The sequence below is a fragment of the Paenibacillus sp. MT86 genome (genome assembly GCF_058792535.1).
Genome location: NZ_CM179499.1, coordinates 3,365,401 through 3,385,901, shown reverse-complemented (window position 1 = coordinate 3,385,901; position 20,501 = coordinate 3,365,401). Strand labels below are relative to the sequence as shown.

Here is a 20,501-nt window from a genome sequence, read left to right as displayed (position 1 = left end):
TTAACGTTGTCATAGTACACTCCAGATTATTTCTCTTATTTCCGGTAACCTTTTTTCTTCGAATATTGGATGGTCCTTAAACCACTTAATATTAAGTGGCGAAGGATGCGGTAACACGATCGCCGGTTTATTATTAATTTGATTATTCTTAAAGACCAACTCTTCAAAATTCTCTTTAGGAAACAAAAACTTTGCAGCTTTTGCTCCAATGATTACAAATAATTTATTATCAACCAATTCAAATTCCCTGGATAGCCATTTTCTAGCACAAGCTGATGGAGGAGGGTTGTCTCCGCCTTTTGCTTTTTTGCCAGGGAAACAGTGCGACAATGCGGTAACATAAAAATTATCTTCATTGTAAAAGACATCGTCGGTTATTTGATACCATTTGTATTTCAATTTCGCTCCGGTTAGATCATTGAATGGTTTTTTTGTTATGTGAACATTATTGGAGGGAGCTTGACTTATTTGCATTATTTTTGAGCGTTCATTTCCATGAAAAATTGGAACCGGCTTGAACCCGAACTTTTCTTTACAATCTTCACACATAAGAATTCTTTCTTTCAATTCATTAAAGTTCAATGTTAACCCCACTTTATTGATTAAAGTTAATGTTCTTCAGTCATTGGTTATGTACAATCGACACCTGATATTAAAAATTCGATAGACTTACTATTTTTCCTTCTTCCGCATTATCCTGCCCGTTAGCTTAATGAAATTTCTTATCTAATCGGGAATCGGCTCATGTTCTTGTCCTTTACGGCAATCGGTACAAGTTCTTGTCCTTGGCTCGGGACAAGAACTTGTACCGATAAAACAAAAAAGCCGCTAAATTAGCGACTTTCTATGGGATCATGATCTTGTCCCCCGACAAAAATCCTGTTGCTCCAGTCTCTCCAGTGACTCCGGTAGCTCCAGTCTCTCCAGTGACTTTATGCCTGTTTCTTGCTAAAACTGCATTTCTTCGTTTTTGATTGAACCGTTTTTTAATTACATCAATTTCCTCTCTTTTAGAAAATGTAGCTTCCATGTGAACGAAAACTGCTTTTTCGTGAAAGAGATTACTTAAATCGTCCAGTAGTCTCTCCATTATCCATTCCCATTTATTTTTTGAAAGATCTATAATTGCTTGTTCCATAGTTGTATCTCCTTTTTAATATCATGGATGTACGCTCTGTGGTGTAGTTCTAGCGCATTCAATTCAGGCATGCCAATTAGTTTGTTAGATCAGTGAAAGTGATAGGATTAGGCAAACATTTGGCACTAATGTTATAACGTTTTCTTTGTCAACTGATGCATAATATGGATGAGCATAGGCGCTCGTATCGGAGCGGTCCAATGAGGAAAAGTCGACGGAGTAAGCCTCCCTCTTATAGAGGTAATGGAGGATAAGATCAAATCGATTTACACATCATAATTGAGCATTTTGCATTAATCTGAGCCCTTGATACACAAGGATTTTCAAACATAAAAAAGGGACTTCACCCCAATTTGGAGAAGTTTTCAAGTGACCAAACCCAAAAACTCCGAGAGGAAGTGAAGTCACTTGTATATTCTCCAAGAAAGTCTATTTTCCTTTGAGGATCTGTTAAAAATGCAATCAAAAGATCGATTGCCCATTTTTTTTAGCGTCTTGGATCTTCGCCCTTATGCCAAGCAATTGAGAAGTCGTTCACCCCGTGGCGCTGACGGGCACTGTAGAGAAGGAATTCTTCGTGCACTTTTGGCTGCGCCGCTTGAGCATATTCAAACGTTTACTGGCTTGCATCATCGATTGGAAACAGATCTTCGATTTCGCTATCAGTGTGGACTTTCATTAGATCGCAAAGCACCGTCTATTTCTACGCTAAGCCGGGTCTTCGCCGAACTGACAAAGAAAAAATTGGCACAGCAGCTATTCGAGAATCTGGTCAACCTCTGTCAGCAAGAGGGCATCATCGACGGCAGCCACATTGCGATCGACAGCGCCGCCATCCATGCTTATGAGAAGAAGCAACCCAAGCGCAAAAGTGAGCAGACCGGCGATGCCAACTGGGGCGCAAAGTTCGATTCATTCGGCCACAAAGTCACTTGGTTCGGATACAAACTCCACCTAGCTGTTGACACGAAAAGCGAACTTCCGCTAGCACTAGAAGTCACGCCCGCACATGTCAATGACGGAGAAATGGCACCTGGTCTGATTGCGAAGGTAGCTGCCAAAACGAGCGCGAAATTCTTTATGCTCGATGCGGGCTACGATCAAATGAAAGTTTACGAAGCCGCTCGAAACGTGAAAGCGCAAGCCATCATCCCTCTGAACCCCCGAGGAGAGAAAGAACCTCCTGCCGGGATGACAGCAACCGGAACGCCATGTTGCTCGATGGGGTTCGCCATGACTTACTGGGGTGCTGACGGCGATTACTTGAAGTTCCGTTGTCCTCATGCCACGGGCAAAGTCGACTGCCCATTAGGCATGGCGGCTTGCTCGACTTCCAACTATGGTATGGTCGTCAAGGTGGATGCGAAGGACGATCTTCGGCGATACTGCAGCCCTCATCGAGATACAAAACGCTGGAAGGAGCTTTACAACAAGCGTACAAGTGTGGAACGATGCAACTCCAGAATGAAAACCTATCTTTCGGCTGATGGCATGCATGTCTGGGGCATCCAGAAAGTAACGACTCACCAGTATTTGAATGCCATCGTGCTGCTTGTATCCGCTCTTTCCATTGTTTCTAGAAAACAACAAACGGCAGCTTAAAAATTGAAACTGATGAAATTCTGCTGGTCTGCCCATTTTTAGAATCGAGTCACTTAGTAGTCTGGGGCTATTGATTTCTGCTGTCTGTTACACAAAAACGGAATTATGCAAAATGCTCAATTAAAAACTGGAGGAATTATTATGCAAAATGTAATTTTGAACAATGGTGTTGAAATGCCCATTATCGGTTTTGGTGTTTTTCAGATGACTGATGAAAAAGAATGTGAACAAAGCGTTTATGACGCTATTATGGCAGGATATCGGCTGATTGATACAGCTGCCTCTTATCTTAATGAAGAAGCCGTTGGAAGAGCTATAAGACGCAGTGGCGTCGCAAGAGAGGAATTATTTATTACGACGAAACTTTGGGTTCAGGATACGGGCTATGAGCGCACAAAAAAGGCATTTGAAAAATCATTGAAAAGATTGCAGTTGGATTATTTGGATTTATTTTTAATTCATCAACCATTTGGAGATGTGCATGGATCTTGGCGGGCTATGGAGGAATTGCATCGTGAAGGAAAGATCCGTGCAATCGGCGTTAGTAACTTTCACCCGGATCGCCTGATTGATTTGATTCTTCATAATGAAGTCGTTCCTTCCGTAAACCAGGTTGAAACTCACCCTTTCAACCAGCAAATCGAGAGTGCAAAATTCATGAGAGAGAACAAAGTTCAGATTGAGTCATGGGCACCTTTTGCAGAAGGGAAAAATAACTTGTTTCATAATGAGGTTTTGACATCTATTGCTGAAAAATATAATAAATCCGTTGCTCAGGTGGTTTTACGTTGGTTGACACAAAGAGAAGTCGTTGTGATTCCAAAGTCTGTTCGTAAAGAAAGAATTATCGAGAACTTTAGTATCTTTGATTTTAAATTAAGCCAAGAGGATTTGGAGTCTATTACTTTATTAGATACGAAACAGAGTTTGTTCTTTTCACATCGTGATCCTGAAATGGTAAAATGGATCGGTACCCGTAAACTTGATATCTAATTATCGTAGGAACAGAGAATAGTTAGTTTTGCAACAATTAGAAGTTAAATTAAGGAGCAGATGCACTAAAGCAATCTGCTCCATTCAAAATAATTTAAGAATATAAAGAAACAAGGAGGACTCAATGACTGATTTAATCTATAAAAGTCAGAAAGAGCTAGCTAAAATCATAGAGACATATTCAGGACGCGATGGTGTTCATGTAACTCCGATATCGTCTTTATTTTTTCTTCGCCGTTCCAGAGTTACCGAATTAAGTCACAGTATGTATAAGCCTCGCATTTGTATTATCGTTCAAGGCGCTAAGGAGGTGTTTTTGGCGCAGGAGCACTTTAGGTACGGTCCTAGAGATTACCTTGTTACATCGGTTGATCTCCCTGTTTCCGGGCAAGTAACGGAAGCCTCTCCGGAAATTCCGTATTTGGCCCTCCATCTTGAATTCACCCCCAGTCAAATCTTAGAAGTAATACGTGATTTTAAAATTCAAGCAGAAAAAAAAGAAAATGCTAAGCGTGGTATGTTTGTCAGCCCAATCGAGTCATCGATGCTAGATGCGGTCATCAGGCTAGCACGTTTGTTGGAAAATCCAAACGATATTCCGGCACTTGCTCCTCTATATACGAAAGAAATTCTCTATAGAGTGTTGCAAGGACCGCACGGGGGATCACTGGAACAAATTGCAATTGAACAAAGCTCTACCCATCTTATTAGAGACGTCATTGAACAGATCACGAATAACTATGATCGCTCTCTTCGGGTTGAGGAACTTGCGGAAATAGCAAATATGAGTGTTTCTTCACTTCATCGGCACTTTAAAGAGGTAACCGCGATGAGCCCCATTCAATTCCAAAAACAACTGAGGTTACAAAAAGCGCGGCAATTGTTATTGTCCGAGTCAACAGATGCGGCGGATGTAGCATTCCGGGTTGGTTATGAGAGTCCTTCACAATTCAGCCGTGAGTATTCCCGCATGTTTGGTTTTCCACCCAAAGAAGATATAAAGCGCTTGCTGGAGAACTATGACGAAACGATAAACGCGTGACTTTTTTGCCTGATCATTGACTGGTGGCCTGTCGTCATGGTAATTTAAAACGGCCCACGAAAGTGGATGCCGTTTTAACAAGTTGTGGCTGAATCTGATAGATCGCAGGACTGGCTTATAGATATGCGAGGATTAACGTATCGAATCAAATGATTCGATACGTTATTTTTGAAGTTTATTGAGACGTACTAAAAAGAAAGGAACAACTACCATAGCAAGCTGCTCCTTCATTAATGACCTAACGATTCCCGGTGCTTACTTTCTGATGGCTACTGATTATCTCAAGCAGCAACTTTAATATCCTTTTGGGGTCTTGTACTCCATAAGATAAAGAACGAGACAATAACGATTGCCAGACATACCCAATAAACCTCACGAAACCCTGCAAATTGAGCAATGATACCGCCTCCTAAATTTCCCATTAACCTACCAATAATAGATACGTTGTAATAAATCGTTGAGGACATTCCCGGTGAATTTGGAAGCAGCTCCGTGAAATAACCTAGTCCATTGCCCATTACGATAGCTACAAACGCTGCCTGCAAAAGCTGTGCTGCGATCAGTTGCCATGAATCCGTAGAAACAGTCAATGTAATATTATAAGAGATTGCAATAATACAAGCACTGATCATCAAAGAATGGTTCGATATCTTTTTGCCCATGGCACCTAGCATAAACATAATAGGAATCTCCAAACCAGCACAAATACTAACAATCAATCCGACTTCTGTATGCGTACCATGAAGCTCGTTTACAATGAACAATGGCATGACGATCCCGTTTATGGCATTAACCGCAAAGAGTAGGGTCAAGGCGATCATTGGATACCAGATCTGCCTGCGGTTGAGTGAAGTTGAACATTTCTCAGGTCTCTTCTTTTGAACAGCTTCCTTTTTAGGCAGAAATAGTAACACAAGAGATGCGATAGTAAGAAAAATTGTGGCGGTCCCTAGAAATAGGCCCTTGTATCCAAATGTCCCCAAAATTATAGTTCCGACTAAAGGCCCACCCAGGAATCCGAGAGATACAAGTGAACGTAAAGTTGACATCGCAAACGTCTTATCATCGGAGTTGCTTTCATTTGCAGATTCCTGAGCATAGGCATAAATTTGCGGCATGGCGGCAGCTCCTAAACCACTAAAAAAACTAACGACAATTAGCAAAATTAAGAAGTTATCAAAGACTAAATATGCAATATAGCCCAATGCCGATGATACCGTGGCTAAAATAATGATTAATCTCCTGTCCAGCCCACGATCTGAATATTTACCAATGAACGAGTTGGCCACCACGCCACTTAATGAACTCACAGCTGTAAGAACGCCGAAGGCCCCCGTACTCATTCCCATATCCTCTGTAAAATAGAGAGCTAAGTACGGCAGCGTAATCGAAATCCCGGTGCCCACTAACAGAACACAAATTACAAATAAAGGATATCCCTTGATCGCAAACAGTTTTTTTAATCGTGTGTACAACTTCATCCTCCTTAAGACATGATTAACGCTGCAATAAAAAACTCCATCATATCGTGAAGGGATTTTAGTGTTTAACGAATTATCTTATATCAACCCCATTTTGTTTCTATCAACTTATTTTCTATTGGAACAGTTTTCATATTCAGCGACCGTTCTTTGTCTTTCAATAAACGTTTCACAAATAAAGTGAATAGGATCAAGGATACCCCAACAGATACCGCGCTTACCGCGAACAATACCTGTAATCCTTAAACGCCCGCCCCACAATTTCTCGCTTGTTACGCCCGAATATATATTTGCCATATCAAAAAAAATGATGCTTTTTTAATCACAGGACGGCTGTTTTCTTCATTAAGCACCCAATGATGATGCCCCCGCTCCGCAATTCAGGATCCCATACAGCCAAGGCACAACCGGGCACATCCATGACGGATTTTCAAGTTTTACATATTCCATTTAATGAACCCATCCTTTCTAGCTAAATTCCAGGCGGCGTGGTAGCGAAAACCACAGCCCGTCGAACCAGTATAGCTGCTGTTCGGTATAAGCATCCATTTTGGCGGCTTGCAGGCTCGCATCCAATTGCTACGGACGACTGCGCCAATGATGGCGGAGGTAATACCCGGCTGCTCCGTAACCCATTTTACGGCCGTTGTTACCGGATCCAGACTGTGCTCTTCACACCAGATCCGGTATCGTTTAACTGCGTCGAATGTTGCCTCTTTCCAGTAGCGCTCCTGGTAGAAAACCCCCGCATTGTTTCCGAGCCCAAACCGCGTCCCTTCTTCGATACGGGCGTTTTTTCCGTACCGGCCCGTCAGAATGCCGCCCGCTAGCGGGTTGTAGCTGAGAATGCCGATTCCATCTTCAAGCGCCATGGGAACCAGGTCCTCCTCAATCATACGAAACAACAGATTGTAGCGCGGTTGAACGCTTACGAACCGGGCGTAATTTTTCTGATCTGCAATACCGTTTGCCTTTGCCACCTGCCAGGCACGCCAATTCGGGATTCCGATGTAACGAACTTTACCTTGCTGAACAAGATCGTCAAACGCTCGAAGCGTTTCATCCATGGGGGTGTTCGGGTCAAATTGATGCGCTTGGTAGATGTCAACATAGTCCGTCTTCAGGCGGCGTAGACTGTCTTCTACTGCCGTAATGATATGCTTCCGGCTCAAGCCACTTTCATTGGGACCAGGTCCCATAGAACCGAAACACTTTGTCGCAAGCAATACTTTGTCTCGTTTTCCCTGCAGTCATTCCCCGATGATTGATTCGGTTGCACCCGCGACTGCGTGCGATTCCCTTCCAATCGGATACACATCGGCCGTATCGATGAAATACACGCCGTCTGCATAGACTTTGTCCAGAAATTTAAACGAAGCCTTTTTGTTCGCCTGATTCCCAAAGGTCATCGTTCCCAGGCACAAGCCACTTACCTTTAATCCTGTATTTCCGAGCGAATGAATATCCATCGGATCACCTCACCAACATACTGAATGACTGCCTTTTGTTAATTCTCTTTGGCGAATACTTCTTTTGCGACCATTATGGCTGACATCGCCTTTGGCCAGCCTGCATAGAAAGCAAGATGGATCATCGCTTCGACGAGCACTTCTTCCGAAAGAACGTTTTATTTCCAAATTCAAATGGTTTTTCAGTTGCTGCGTATTTCCGCCAGTAATTAAGCTGGATACCGTAATCAAACTTCGGTCGCGCGACGAAAGCTCCTTACGCTTCCATATATCCCCGAACAAAACTTCGTCCGTTAGTTCCACCATCTTCGGTGCGAAATCTCCGATCGCTCTTTGTGCAACAGTAAGTTCTTTTGAATCTGACAATGCGTATCCCTTCTTCCTCCTTAGTGTAGTGCTCTAGGTTGTAAATTTTTTTGTTGTCAGCAAATATATTCTCAGCCCTATTATGAACCAAAAAAAAATGGGATAGATATCCTATTCGTCTAGAATGTTTGCCTAATCCTCTCGCCAAAAGATCATTATAAAATGCATCAACTGATAATTAAAAAAGAGTATCCACTTTAGTGGATACTCTTAAACAAGTTAGATAGTTAGTTTATAAGATAATCGCGTCTTTTTCTGTGCGAAATGACTAAATTAAACAAAACACTAAAGAAGTAGGCATGTATTAGACCGATCGCTCCCCATTAGGCTTCCGTAAGTTTTTATTAGGTTGTTCACGCAATTAATTCACTAAAATGTGGATCAATGAAAAGTGATTCCCCTACAATGTAGCCTTATTTGTGTCAAATTCCTACAATGGGGTCACTTTTGTGCATTTTTTCATGACACAACTTCGACTACATAAAAACAAAAAAAGCCCAATAAATCAGGCTTTTCAGCTTTAATAAATGTAGGCACTTTTGTGTCGTTAGACATTTCTTGACTTGATTGATATCAATGGAGCACAAAGGAAATTTTCATCAGATTATTCCTAACCCACCCACATAAAAAACACATTAATTGTAATACTAAAGTTAACTTAACTTAATCGGAGGTATTATGAAGAAACTTTTGATTTGTATCTTGCTTACTCTCACTGTTCATCCTGTTTTTCAAGCTGAGGCTGTTAAAAAACCCGAGGTCGGTTATGGTTATGACGCACCATTAAGAATAAAAAAAGTTATATTACCTGAGGTGCCTAAAAGTTGGAGGCTTGAAACCAAAAATTTCGAGAACAGCATCTTATTAGCTTATTTTGACTCAAATGATAAATTAATTTTGACCATTTCTGAAGAGAATCGAAGATTAATGGTACCTGTAGCTGGGTCAGAACAAGCGGAAATCAATAACACAACCTATATTTATCACCCATGGATCAGTAGACAGCGTGGGTGGGTTCTCTGTTGGATAAAGGGTGATGTTTATTTTGAAATGAATAGCTTTGCTTTAAACGTTGACGAAATGATTACAATTGCAGAAACCATAACAAAGCAAATAAAAGAATAAAAAAAGCCTGTCCCCCAAAGGGCTGCAGGCTTTTTTTATCAATTTGGAGGATTTTGTCTCAAAATTTGGACGTTGTTCCATCAACACCCAGATAGAAACCACCTTGCATAAGGGCGTTAGTGTGCGATTCTATTATGACCTGATAATGCTTGTAACCTAAAACCGGAACTGTAATCGGAGGTTGGTTTCTAAGATCTTGGTCTGACATGTAGGTTTTTGAAAAAAATGTATTTCCATCTACATCAGTTACACGCAGAGTAAAATATGCTGGGTTTCCTGAATTAACTCCATAAACATAAAGTTTCCTGATTTCCATAGTATGGCTAGAAGAAGGTTTAACTAATGCTCCATGTATGACACCGCTTCCTTGGTATAAGCCACCAAATGGTCCATGTTCTTGGAAATATTGTGGTTCTATGTCCCCACCTGATTTACTTTCCTCGCTCACGTTACTTCCAGCAGAGGATTGGCTTAGAGAGGTATCTTCTGAAGAGATTGCTGTACTTGGGTCAGCAAAAGCAGAACCAGTTAACATAGCGGATAAAATAACACATGTTACCAAAGAAATTTTAAGTTTACTCTTCATGATAATTCATCCTCTTTTCCTATTATTTAGGTGTTCATATATATTAACGCGAACAATGTTTAATAAGTTGGTAGAGTTCCAAAAAAATTTGTAGGCTTTAGATTAAAATAAAAACGCGGATCAAGTTCTTGTCCATTACGGTAATAGGTACAAGTTCTTGTCGTCCGACATGACTATATTCAGGCTCAGACGCAAATTTAATCATATCCTCCCTCAGGATTTTTTTCCTTGGATATTGATGATATTTTAAGAGGAAAGTATAATCAATATTTAATAGACGCTATTACTTTTTATATATGAAATAGAAATCCACCCGGATATTCAAGTTACCGGAACCATTGAAGCTTTTCCGAATCGATCATCATTCAGCTTGCCTATGACTCATAATTGCCGCGGCAACGACGTTAACGAACTGCTGACATTTGATCGTTTCCACAAAGGAACCGATGATCAAGAATATACGGAAAAGTTCGGTTTACCGGAAATGGCCAACTGATGGTCAAAATATCGGGCTAGTGGATAAGCGTTGGCGCTAACCAACTTTGCATAGCTATTCAACAGTGGAAGGAGCAGTTTAGAATGACAACCGTTTCGCAGATTTTGGAGTTCAACCATCAGTTTGTAGAAAATAAAAAGTACGTAAAATATATCACTGGCAAATTCCCCGAGAAAAAACTCGTCATTGTAACTTGCATGGATACGCGTCTTGTAGAGCTTCTGCCCAAGGCGTTGAATGTCCGTAACGGCGACGTGAAGCTCATCAAAAACGCAGGTGCGATCATCTCGCATCCGTTCGGAAGCGTTATGCGGAGCGTCCTCGTCGCTTTGTATGAGCTAAAAGCTGACGAAGTTATCGTCGTTGGGCACCTGGATTGTGGCATGGCTGCGCTCAACGCAGATCAAATGATTCAGCATATGAAGGACCGAGGCATCACCGATGAGGTACTGTCGACGCTTGAGAACTCCGGCATCAAATTGAACGAGTGGCTGAGAGGATTCGATAACGTACAGGAAGGCGTTAAGGGGACGGTCGGTCTGATAAAGAACCACCCGCTTCTTCCGCCCGGCTGCAACGTTCACGGGATGGTTATCGACCCTAAAACCGGTCAGTTGGAACTTGTTGTCAACGGTTATGAACAATAAACTACCCTTGGCTTTAACTAACGCGGATAGGATGGCGGTGCAAGGACTTGCTTCCTGGCACTGTCATTTTCACCTCAAGTAATCGGCTATGTAACCAAGTTCTTATCAATTTCGGCAAAGTATATAAGCTCTTGTCACTGAATTTTGACAAGAGCTTATATATGTGTATCAAAAAAGTCGCGTATCTGGCGACTTTCTAAGTAATCATGTTCTTGTGAGCCGACACGATGAGAAAGATATGTTATGCTAGCCGGTCTAGCCTTCAACAGTCCTCATTAAGCTTTGGTCTCCCGTTAGTGGAATACAAATCTTACTTTGACTGACTCTAAATTTTCACCAACCATCTTTGTAACTTTGTAAATGACAACATGTTATTTTAGGAGACAAGCAAAAGTGACGGTCTCTCGGCCCGCCATTCTCAATTTTCAAGCAATTATTCTACTTTTAGTTGTATTACCTCTTCTTACAAGCTACGATCTTCTGGATTTGCAGATAGTTTTATAAACAACTCTTTAATTAATTTTATCAGCGTTCTTGATCTCATATTGTTTAAGTACTTATACTTTACAGTGTCAGCTAATCCAGATGCAAAGCTAATATTATTTCTTGTTTCATAACTGGTGTGTTTGCAAGAGCATCGCTTAGCTGTTTGTAATAATAAGTTTCTGCTTATCATTGATACTCTCTCTGCCAAAAACTCACGTGATCTTGCGCAAATTGCCGGAAGGTCCTTGGCTTCCTGCCTAACAATCGCTCAAGGTCGCTCGTCACTTTGTTAGCCATTCCGAGCTTGGTCGTCAAGTACAGCATCGTCATGACGGTTGCGAACTCCTTAGGAATGCCGCGGGTGATGATCGTTTTCTAAAAAGCGCCTGACGAAGGATTGGAATATGTGATTCGACGGTCCAGCACATTTCTTAATATATCCGCGGCTTGCTGGTAAGTAATCGCCTCTGATCCGGTTAGTGTATACCCCCGATTCTGATGGTTCTCTGAGTCCATCAATACAAGAGCCGAAACCTCTCCAATATCTCTCGTGTCGATAAAGCTGACCTTCGCTTTCCCCGCTGGAATGAACAAATCGTCATGCTCTCGGATGTCGGCCTGATGCGTCGTACTCAGGTTCTGCATGAAGAAACTCGGCCTTATAAATGTATAGGGTATACCGGACGTTTTAATCATCTTCTCGATCTTATATTGCGGCGGGAAAGGATTACGTTCGATGCCCAGCAGTGACAAAAAGACGATGTGCGAAATGCATTTGTCGACGCACCGACTTAGAAACGGGTTCATGGCATTCGGATCTGACATCGCGGGAGGGCGGATGAGAAAAACTTTGTCTACCCCATCCAAGGCGGCATCAAAGGTCGTCGAGTCCTCGAAGTCGAAGCGAACGAGTTCAACCATCTCGTCCACGACGCCCTTTACTGCTTCCGGCCTGCTTGTCGCTCCTTTCAGAGCAATGCCGTGCCGAATCAGATGCTTGGCAACATACATTCCTACGTTTCCGGTAACGCCCGTCACTAACACTTTGCCCGATGACATCATCATACTTGTCGTCCCAGCTTTGGCAGTAGAATGAAGGTGATACCAGCCACGAGAACATGTAAATTGTGCGTTGCAAGCTCGTAGTCGCTGTGCAGCGATGTCGCCGCAGTCACCGTGTTGAAAGCAAGCCCGAACAAGATCAGCAATATGAAATAAAAAGCAATAGCGCCGACGACGCAAGCGATTGACGTTGTGGATAGGATAAAACCGGCGTATAACCGATCTTTCTCCTGTCCAATTACTGCCTTCTCAAGACCAATGACGGCTCCGAAAATATAAAAGAACGAAAGACCAACTACCGAAATAATCAACACTGCAAGCAAGCCGGCACCGATATAGGCGCTAAATTTTTTTCTGTAAGTCATTGCTATTCTCTCCCTAACCTGCATTGTAATTTCTCATTAATTATCCACAAAGTTGCAGATCATCATACTAACCGTTTTGCGAAGCGCTTCGGCTGCCTCCGGATCAACCCCGGTTAATGCCAGCTTCAAGGTACGTTGGCTGAACGGTTCGATTTCCAGATACAACGAATTGGCTTGATCCGTCAGAGAAACGCGGAACGATCTGCGATCATGTGGATTTGGCGTTGACTGAAGTAGGCCCTTTCCCTTCAATCTCTCTATGACGCCTGACATTGTCGGACGGTCCATGTGCAAGCGCTCCGCGATGTCGGCAGGCGTCGTGCGACGATGACCTTCGTCCAATTGTTCTTGTACGTGCAGATCCTGAATGACCCCCCACTGCGCCACCGTCAAATTTACGTCTTGAAGCTGTCTTGCCAAGTGCGACTTCATCTGTTGCGTAATTTTGTTCAACAAATAACCGATGTTTTCTTCTTTCTCTTTCACGCTTTCTCCCTTTCCATCCAATTTAGTTTTAGTTTGTATATGATTAGCATACTAACTATATGATCGCCATGCAATCCTTTCTTTCCCTTGTGATTAACCGATTTATTACATTGCAAGTATATATCGTTCATCTCTAAGAATGAAAGACATCTCCACTTCATTCCCCTCTTGATGAGATGTGATGGTTTCTACTTCTGCATGCACAACAAATAGGAACGTACCTCACCGCTGTTCTCCTTGTGCTCGGATAGAATCAAGAATCAGCCCTTCAAGAAAAGTTTAGATTCTTTCTCTGAGAGCAAAAGAAAAAGCACCCCGAAGGATGCTACCTCTCCATCACAGGACCCATATATTCTGATTCGCACGAAACACAGGACCAGAAGAAGGGATTCGATTGATTTTGCTTTAATTCTCCGTCACATTTGTGACACTTGTACGTATATTCTGAAACCTGAGTTAGTTTTATTAGGGTATGTGAAAGACCCTGCCGAAGAGTAAAATACCGCTCGTCCATTTGCCCCCCCTATCCTACAACATTGAGTTTTTCCTTCCTCAGATATAATCAATTTCGACATCAGAATTGATTGCCCTTCATCTTCCACTTCTTTTTTTCATGACGATTCAGGTTCTAACAGATCGAAATCTCCAATGAGACATAAACACCAAAGGAAAATGAGAATGCGATAGCCGAAACAGAACGAGGATTGCTAGTAGCAATCGTGTTTAAACATATCCGCTGTATATTCAAACATGTTCACCTATTTTCAGTGAGTTCTTTGGATATAAGTACTTTGCGTTCTGACTTATTGCATTATTCCGTCGGCAACTCCCACCATGGTTTCAAACCTATAACTTCGCAAGTGATGCGAGGTCTGGGCCACTACCAACTCAAACATTGTCATTGGTGACAATGAGAGAACTTTATTTTGGGGTCATGTTTTTGACGTTGTGAAGGCAAGCCTTATTGGTAACAATCCATGAGAATAACGTTTAGATTTGTATTTTCAAAAATTTACATTGAATATTACTTGGTATTTGTGAATATGTACAAAGATTAGAATCTCTTTCTCAGAAAGAATTTTCCTGGCCATCCATACATGATACATATATCAATTGTTCTCTATAATATTTTTAAACAAACAATAATGTGATAATTGCAGCGATAATGCTAGTCATTACAGCTACTAATAAGAGAATGACAATAATTGTGATAATGTGTACTAGTTTATTTGATTTCTGCAACGTTGATTCTCCGGAAGCGTCAATAATTTTGTGTAAATGAAAATATCCTTATCCTGTAGAAAATTGTGTTAGTTGTTGTTGGCGAACATCGCTTGGAGTTCTACACGGGCCTGATCAAAGCCAATGTGACAACGTGTAGCGAAGCGTTGGTTGTAGCTTTCAAACTGTGAGACTAAGAATTTCTCTAGTGCCTCTTCGTGAGGAAACTGTTCTTTACGCTTCGTATATTTCTTAATCTGTTTGTTAAACGATTCAATTAAATTGGTAGAATAAATGCTTCTCCAGATGGGCTTTGGAAAACTGTAGAACGTGAAGATATAAGGATTCTCTCGTAGCGATTTGATGACTTTGGGATAAGAAGTTTTCCACTTGTCACAGAAGGTTTCTAAAGCAGCTCTTCCCGATTGCTCATCCTCGGCACGGTATACGGATTTGAAATCTTCACAGATTTCTGCCCGATCCGACACGCGCACTTTATGGGCGATGTTACGGGATAAATGAACACAGCACGTTTGATACTTCGCTTGCGGATAGACCTCTGCAATCGCATTTACCATGCCAGTGAGACCATCTGAAATAAAGAGAAGGATTTCCTCCGTTCCACGTTGTTTCACATCCAGGAGTAACTCTTTCCACACGAAAGCCGATTCAGTAGGTGCAACGGCATAAGTGAGAACTTCTTTTGAGCCATCTTCACGAATTCCCACCGCAAGATAGACGGCTTCTTTCGATACCGTGTCACGCTTAACAGCGATATATGTGGCATCTACATAGACGCAGACATAGCGCTTAGCAAGTGTTCGTTTCATAAAAGCATCGACATGCTCTACCATGATGTTTGTCATATTAGAAACCGTTTGTGGGGTATAGTGATGGCCGTACATTTTCTCGATGAGATCAGCAATCTCCGTCATCGTTACACCCTTTTGAAACATGTGGATAACAAAGGATTCAAGTGTGTCATTGGAACGCTTATAAGGCGCAACAGTTTGCTGTTTAAACTCTCCATTGCGATCTCGTGGTATGTTTAGGTGCAAGTCCCCATACTCTGTGTGGAGCGTACGTGCGTAAATACCGTTACGAGAATTGCCCGAATTAATGCCTAAGCGATCATACTTTTCATAATCTAGAAATGCAGTAAGTTCCGTTTCTAGCAAATGGTTCATGGCAGTTTCTAAATGCTTACGAAATACTTTTGTAACATCATGCTTCGTGACTAGAGCTTGGACAAGATCTGTTGTAAAATGATTCATAGGGAAGTCCTCTTTTCTGTGAATTGTGTTGTGGTGACTTAATTCTACAAGAAAAGGGCTTCCTTTTTCTATTTATCTATTTACACAAAATATTTTACGCTCTCAAACGATGCTGAAGTATTAAAATTACTTAAAGAAATTAAAGAAAATAATAGAGTCAACCATAATTGAAAATAGTTAAAAATTGATGTTAAAAATGCCTTTCACTACCTGCTTGTTCGCTCAACAAATGTAGTTAACTGCTTATCTAATCAGTAATCGGACGATGTTCTAGTCCTTTACGGCAATCGGTACAAGTTCTTGTCCTTAACTCGGGACAAGAACTTGTACCGATAAAACAAAAAAGCCGCTTAAATAGCGACTTTCAATGGGAGCATGTTCTTGTCCCTCGACACATATATTAAATATAAAATAAAAGTTAAAAAACAGTGGTCAAACCCTCAATCCCTCCACCCGCATAGCGGGTGGTTTTTTGTTTCGCGCGTTTCACGCACTCAACTGGCTAAAGCCATAACAAAAAAGCCGCATTTTATGCGGCTTTCAAAGTATCATCTGCTATCATTAATGAGCTATTTTGAAAGACTGAGTTGATTGACAGCCTCAATAAATTCTTTCTTATTATCTACATTGTACTCTTGCGGAAGTAGGTTGATAAGATTATTAACATCACTTTTAATTTGCTCAATACTGTCAGTGTCTTCGACCTTGTCCAATGAATAATTTACCATTAGACTAAACGTTCCTTCATCGATTTGGGATAGAAGTATATCGATGTACTGACTATTTAGTTCTGTTTGTTCCAAAGAGCTTTTAAAAATTGTGAAAGAGTTAATCGAACGTTTTAATCTCTCGTTCCCATTAATCAGTGAACTCATAACTTCTTCTGTTTTCTTGTGCTGACCAGCGTCATCAAGATGTTGCTCGAACTGGTTTAGGCCATAAAGAAAGCTATGATACGCTGCTGTGTCACCGGTTCCATAATCCTTGTGGTTTTCTATGGAGCTGTTTAATAGAAGAACTATTAATAATATGTTAAGAAAAATAGAAATGATTAGGGATAGTTTAAAAGAGACACTTTTCATTTTATTCATTTCCAATCACTGTGAATTTATAGTATGGTTCACATATGCGGTATTGGTCCATCCGTAGAGTGTAACTGGCCAAGATCCTCCATATGGAATAGGATAAATTGCATACCTTACTCTTGCTTGAGGAACAACATAAACATTAGTATATTTACTGTACATATCATACGAATATGAAGCTGTCACTCCTCTCTCCTTTCCTTCCCCCCTTGTAGCATAATCAGCATCTTTGTAACTTATTGTATTCGGCAAGCTTGACTTTGCAGAGTCTGGATTTTTAAACTTTACTGGTTGAACAGTACCCGTCCCTTCCGATGTATCAGTTCCTTTTTTAACTGTGATATTGTTCATGACCATGTTAAATGGGGAAAATGCCACATCTGAACCTGGTATCCAATAGTTCAAAATTGTAAAAATAGTACCAATTCCTCCAGATACATACGGATTTACTTTATATTCTTTAAGATTATGTTTAGGAATAGTACTATATATATCGAATTCCTGGGATTGATTCATAACTTTAAACTTTACCTCTATTTCATTGACTTCAGTGGGGTAATAAAGTGAACTAGGATAAATTCTGTTCATTGTATCCAACCTAGCCCATGCGGATACAATTTCTTTACCTCTGTTATTACTGGGACTATAGGTTGCTTTAGCACTCACAGCTACAGTACTGTTTGTAGAATTGTTGGAATTATCATTACTATTACCTAGCATGAATAAATTTGCATATGCGCTCCCTTTATAATAATATGTTCCATCACATTCGGCAGCAAATGTATTATTTACTGGCAATAGGAATGAGCTACTAATTAAAACGAGAATTGTAAGAGTGTGTATGATCTTTTTGTTCACTTTCTTAACCTCCTGAATTTTCGGTTTGAATTTCCATAATTTCTTCATTTATGAAGTCACCATCACCGAAAACGAAATACTGAATCTCTTCTCCAAAGTTACCAAGTGTTAAAGTGAAATAACGTTGTCCTGTTTCAGCAATTGCTCCAATTCCAATAATAATTGGCTCTGTCTCACCAGATTTATGTATTAAATCAGCATCCAAAGGACCGTATAAATAAGTATTACCATTTTTCAAGGTTGCTTTTGAGATTAGTGATTTAGTTAGCACTACATTACTCTCTTTACCATTTAATAAAATAGTGCCTTCACCAGTAACGGAATAGAACTCTCCTTCGGGTGCTAATTGTATATCTAAATTCATGTTTGTTTGGTTAGATTGTTTTGTTGCTAGCAAATTAAATGTTGTTTTCGATGTTGATTCTTCTTCAATTTCCTGGTGAAGTTCTGTTTTTAAATCTTCAGGCAGTGCATCTGCGACATAATTATCTGTTACGTTCATACTTATTACACCTTTACTATCGATATTAACGACTTCATTAGATTTGTAGCCAGTACCAAGAATTAAGGCCACGCTACCTATTATGGTTATACCAATTAATGCTCCTACCGTTTTCTTTCTTCTCAAAATGATTCCCCCTCTGTTAATCTAAGCTGTAAGCCAGCTACTACTATTAAATTTACTGGCAGCATAAGGAACAATAACATATATTAGTTTTAATAAACAATATATTATCAATTTTTATCAAACACCAATATAAGGAATTAATTATGATGTCGTTTAACAACGTATATCCGATCTATCGCAAATATTCGGCAGGCAGAGGGAAATAATGAAGCTCGGGCCCGGTGCTTCCAGAAAATGAGAATGGTACTTCTTTCGGCTAACGTTGCTGTATCTACGAACCCGAGAGCTTAAGGCGCTAATGGGCCGGGTCTAACGCACTTAGCCTAGCAGGGTTGTTGCTGATCGAGTTTACTCTGCAGACCAAGGGCCGTATGGCCCACAGCGTGAATATTTTGTTAGGCGATGTCGTTGCCCTCGCGGTTAGTCGGTGCGAATGTGTCCGCCTGATTACACTTCCCTGCCATTCTTCTTCGGGCGGACAGAGGAGCCGTCAGGATCCGATGCGTGAATATGATGTTAGCTGAAGTACACTAGAAATACCGAATCATTAGCTCTTCTCATACAAATTAATCTTCCACCCATTACTCCAATTTAAGAATCTTATATGTTTATATCCTACATCAAGATAATATTGATTTAATCTAGCATTCTCGGCCATGCAATCGAGTCTTATAAAGGTTTTACCTTATCTCCTGAAAAATCATCTTGGATCCTTTTCAATCTTTCAAGGTGTGGTTTCAAATTTCCTAACATCAATGCTTTATAATTCTCCGCTAGATAAAACATGTTAGCTGCGTCGTTATCCTTAAACGATGTAATCGTCTTATTTAACTCATAGAGCTCCGTCGCCAGCGAGCTCAAGGTTTCTCTAGTCTTCGTATCTATCGTTTTAGGATTAGCCTTCCAATACGAATAGCTTATATCGTATAACGGCCACCATATTCTCGCTTCACGAGCAAGAATAAACATGTCCAGCTGCTCATCCGTTGTCATTGCCGTATTATTAACAAAATGCATAGGAACAGCATTATTAATGTAGGTATCGCTAAACTCAATGAGTGTTGAAAGTTGATCATCGATTTCTTCCGCTTGTATCTTCGCCTTATTGATCAATTGCCGAATCTTAGCTGGATCTTCTTTTTCCTTCGACTCACTAATTGCCATTAAAGTGTCAGCAAGCGGAATCGTTTCAGAAGCGTGCTCTACTAAATAAACAAATGCAGAGTCGTTTTTCTGCTGGTACAGTGAATAGAGGTCATTGTATTTTACAGATGATTGGTTTTCCAAATGTCTGTACATCGTAGCGTTTATTAATATGAAAATAATAAGTATTAATGCGTAAATCTTTATGTGCTTGGGCAAAGTGTACTTCCTTTCTAAAATTTAATTATTAGCACTATTGTTCTAATAACTCCGAAATGAAATCGCCAATTTGATTGAAATATGTCAGTTATTACAGTCCTGCTTTCGTACACATTTAAAGATTACTTTAGCATGGAATTCATCAACCATAAATGGTGAAAATATTCCACCAAACTGCCTGTTAGCTAAATGAAATTGCATGGAAACCCAGTTAGATACTTATCTAATCGGCAATCGGTTCATGTTCTTGTCCTCGACTCGGGACAAGAACTTGTACCGATAAAACAAATAAGCCACTAAATTAGCGACTTTCAATGGGACTATGTTTTTGTCCCCCAACAGCTATCAATGGGGTAAATGTTAGTTCATTGTCGCCTCATCTTTCCTACAACACTATTCGGGGACATTCTCTAGGGAAATAGTACGTATACTCGTGCTCTTCATCAAGTGCCCAAACTACCGCAGGAAAATCCGGACGATTTTGCTTCTCTTTTGGTACAAATTTATTGATACTATCGTCTTCACTGAAGTGAAAAAGCATGTGCGCCCCCCTCGTCCCATTTATTGTTGTATTCCATAAAAATATTGAATTATCCTGCCCGTTAGTTGAACAAAGGCAGCCTTTGTTCAACTAATGTTTCCCGCTGCAACGGCATGGTCGAGGTGGGTTTTAATTCGGTTTTAATTCTCCGAGCTATTTTATTAGAATGTTTAGAAAAAAGTCGGGGT

Annotated in this window: 19 protein-coding genes and 2 pseudogenes; 5 read left to right on the top strand and 16 right to left on the bottom strand. The window is 40.7% G+C overall.

The genetic code is table 11. From position 1 onward, the window contains the following. Positions 1–9: 9 nt before the first annotated feature. Positions 10–582, bottom strand: a complete 573-nt coding sequence (locus AC3RCL_RS14990) for a uracil-DNA glycosylase family protein (RefSeq protein ID WP_492536094.1) — start codon at positions 580–582, stop codon at positions 10–12. 262 nt (positions 583–844) lie between these two features. After that, positions 845–1,138 (bottom strand): hypothetical protein, encoded by a 294-nt coding sequence (locus AC3RCL_RS14985; RefSeq protein WP_492536092.1) that lies wholly within the window; start codon positions 1,136–1,138, stop codon positions 845–847. Positions 1,139–1,546: 408 nt separating this feature from the next. Here AC3RCL_RS14985 and AC3RCL_RS14980 point away from each other — a divergent pair, with 408 nt between their 5' ends. The 3 genes from AC3RCL_RS14980 (at position 1,547) to AC3RCL_RS14970 (ending at position 4,775) form a co-directional block, all read left to right on the top strand. Further along, a complete protein-coding gene (locus AC3RCL_RS14980) occupies positions 1,547–2,740 on the top strand; it encodes a transposase (protein ID WP_487717185.1) in 1,194 nt (397 codons plus the stop codon). A gap of 141 nt (positions 2,741–2,881) precedes the next feature. Beyond that, entirely contained in the window at positions 2,882–3,733 is an 852-nt protein-coding gene (locus AC3RCL_RS14975) for an aldo/keto reductase (protein WP_492536090.1), read from the top strand. A 124-nt stretch (positions 3,734–3,857) separates the two neighbouring features. Further along, positions 3,858–4,775 carry an AraC family transcriptional regulator gene (locus tag AC3RCL_RS14970; RefSeq protein ID WP_492536088.1) on the top strand — a complete coding sequence of 306 codons (918 nt, stop codon included), beginning with the start codon at positions 3,858–3,860 and terminating at the stop codon, positions 4,773–4,775. Between the two features lie 281 nt (positions 4,776–5,056). Here AC3RCL_RS14970 and AC3RCL_RS14965 read toward each other — a convergent pair whose 3' ends face one another. The 4 genes and pseudogenes from AC3RCL_RS14965 to AC3RCL_RS14950 all read right to left on the bottom strand — a co-directional run bounded on the left by AC3RCL_RS14965 (position 5,057) and on the right by AC3RCL_RS14950 (position 8,091). Then, positions 5,057–6,250, bottom strand: coding sequence for a sugar efflux transporter (locus tag AC3RCL_RS14965; protein ID WP_492536086.1), 1,194 nt, complete (start codon positions 6,248–6,250; stop codon positions 5,057–5,059). A 241-nt stretch (positions 6,251–6,491) separates the two neighbouring features. Then, positions 6,492–6,706: pseudogene (locus AC3RCL_RS14960) on the bottom strand (aldo/keto reductase); the annotation flags it as partial. Next, positions 6,694–7,665: pseudogene (locus AC3RCL_RS14955) on the bottom strand (aldo/keto reductase). The pseudogenes AC3RCL_RS14960 and AC3RCL_RS14955, both read right to left, overlap by 13 nt. Positions 7,666–7,734: 69 nt before the next feature. Continuing rightward, positions 7,735–8,091, bottom strand: a complete 357-nt coding sequence (locus AC3RCL_RS14950; protein ID WP_347177546.1) for a carboxymuconolactone decarboxylase family protein — start codon at positions 8,089–8,091, stop codon at positions 7,735–7,737. 678 nt (positions 8,092–8,769) lie between these two features. Here AC3RCL_RS14950 and AC3RCL_RS14945 point away from each other — a divergent pair. Beyond that, positions 8,770–9,216, top strand: coding sequence for a DUF4367 domain-containing protein (locus tag AC3RCL_RS14945; RefSeq protein ID WP_277748928.1), 447 nt, complete (start codon positions 8,770–8,772; stop codon positions 9,214–9,216). 58 nt (positions 9,217–9,274) lie between these two features. Here the strand turns inward: AC3RCL_RS14945 and AC3RCL_RS14940 are convergent, their stop codons facing one another. Continuing rightward, a complete protein-coding gene (locus AC3RCL_RS14940) occupies positions 9,275–9,802 on the bottom strand; it encodes a hypothetical protein (protein WP_492536083.1) in 528 nt (175 codons plus the stop codon). 579 nt (positions 9,803–10,381) lie between these two features. Between AC3RCL_RS14940 and AC3RCL_RS14935 the strand changes: the two genes are divergently transcribed. Beyond that, positions 10,382–10,945, top strand: coding sequence for a beta-class carbonic anhydrase (locus AC3RCL_RS14935; RefSeq protein WP_492536081.1), 564 nt, complete (start codon positions 10,382–10,384; stop codon positions 10,943–10,945). An 861-nt stretch (positions 10,946–11,806) separates the two neighbouring features. On the opposite strand, the gene AC3RCL_RS14930 is transcribed toward AC3RCL_RS14935, so the two are convergent. The 9 genes from AC3RCL_RS14930 to AC3RCL_RS14890 all read right to left on the bottom strand — a co-directional run bounded on the left by AC3RCL_RS14930 (position 11,807) and on the right by AC3RCL_RS14890 (position 20,313). After that, on the bottom strand, positions 11,807–12,496 hold the full coding sequence (locus AC3RCL_RS14930) for an NmrA family NAD(P)-binding protein (protein ID WP_492536079.1): 690 nt from the start codon (positions 12,494–12,496) through the stop codon (positions 11,807–11,809). Further along, positions 12,493–12,858, bottom strand: a complete 366-nt coding sequence (locus AC3RCL_RS14925; RefSeq protein ID WP_492536077.1) for a hypothetical protein — start codon at positions 12,856–12,858, stop codon at positions 12,493–12,495. Before AC3RCL_RS14925 ends, AC3RCL_RS14930 begins: the two co-directional genes overlap by 4 nt. Before the next feature lie 36 nt (positions 12,859–12,894). After that, positions 12,895–13,344, bottom strand: coding sequence for a MarR family winged helix-turn-helix transcriptional regulator (locus AC3RCL_RS14920; protein ID WP_492536075.1), 450 nt, complete (start codon positions 13,342–13,344; stop codon positions 12,895–12,897). 1,310 nt (positions 13,345–14,654) lie between these two features. Continuing rightward, positions 14,655–15,839 carry an IS256 family transposase gene (locus tag AC3RCL_RS14915; protein ID WP_492536073.1) on the bottom strand — a complete coding sequence of 395 codons (1,185 nt, stop codon included), beginning with the start codon at positions 15,837–15,839 and terminating at the stop codon, positions 14,655–14,657. A 569-nt stretch (positions 15,840–16,408) separates the two neighbouring features. After that, positions 16,409–16,930, bottom strand: coding sequence for a hypothetical protein (locus AC3RCL_RS14910; protein WP_492536071.1), 522 nt, complete (start codon positions 16,928–16,930; stop codon positions 16,409–16,411). Between the two features lie 6 nt (positions 16,931–16,936). Beyond that, entirely contained in the window at positions 16,937–17,782 is an 846-nt protein-coding gene (locus AC3RCL_RS14905; protein ID WP_492536069.1) for a hypothetical protein, read from the bottom strand. A gap of 4 nt (positions 17,783–17,786) precedes the next feature. Then, entirely contained in the window at positions 17,787–18,410 is a 624-nt protein-coding gene (locus AC3RCL_RS14900; protein WP_492536067.1) for a hypothetical protein, read from the bottom strand. Positions 18,411–19,079: 669 nt separating this feature from the next. After that, positions 19,080–19,697 (bottom strand): hypothetical protein, encoded by a 618-nt coding sequence (locus tag AC3RCL_RS14895; RefSeq protein ID WP_492536065.1) that lies wholly within the window; start codon positions 19,695–19,697, stop codon positions 19,080–19,082. Between the two features lie 460 nt (positions 19,698–20,157). Then, positions 20,158–20,313 (bottom strand): DUF6886 family protein, encoded by a 156-nt coding sequence (locus AC3RCL_RS14890; protein WP_347177547.1) that lies wholly within the window; start codon positions 20,311–20,313, stop codon positions 20,158–20,160. Between the last annotated feature and the right edge of the window lie 188 nt (positions 20,314–20,501).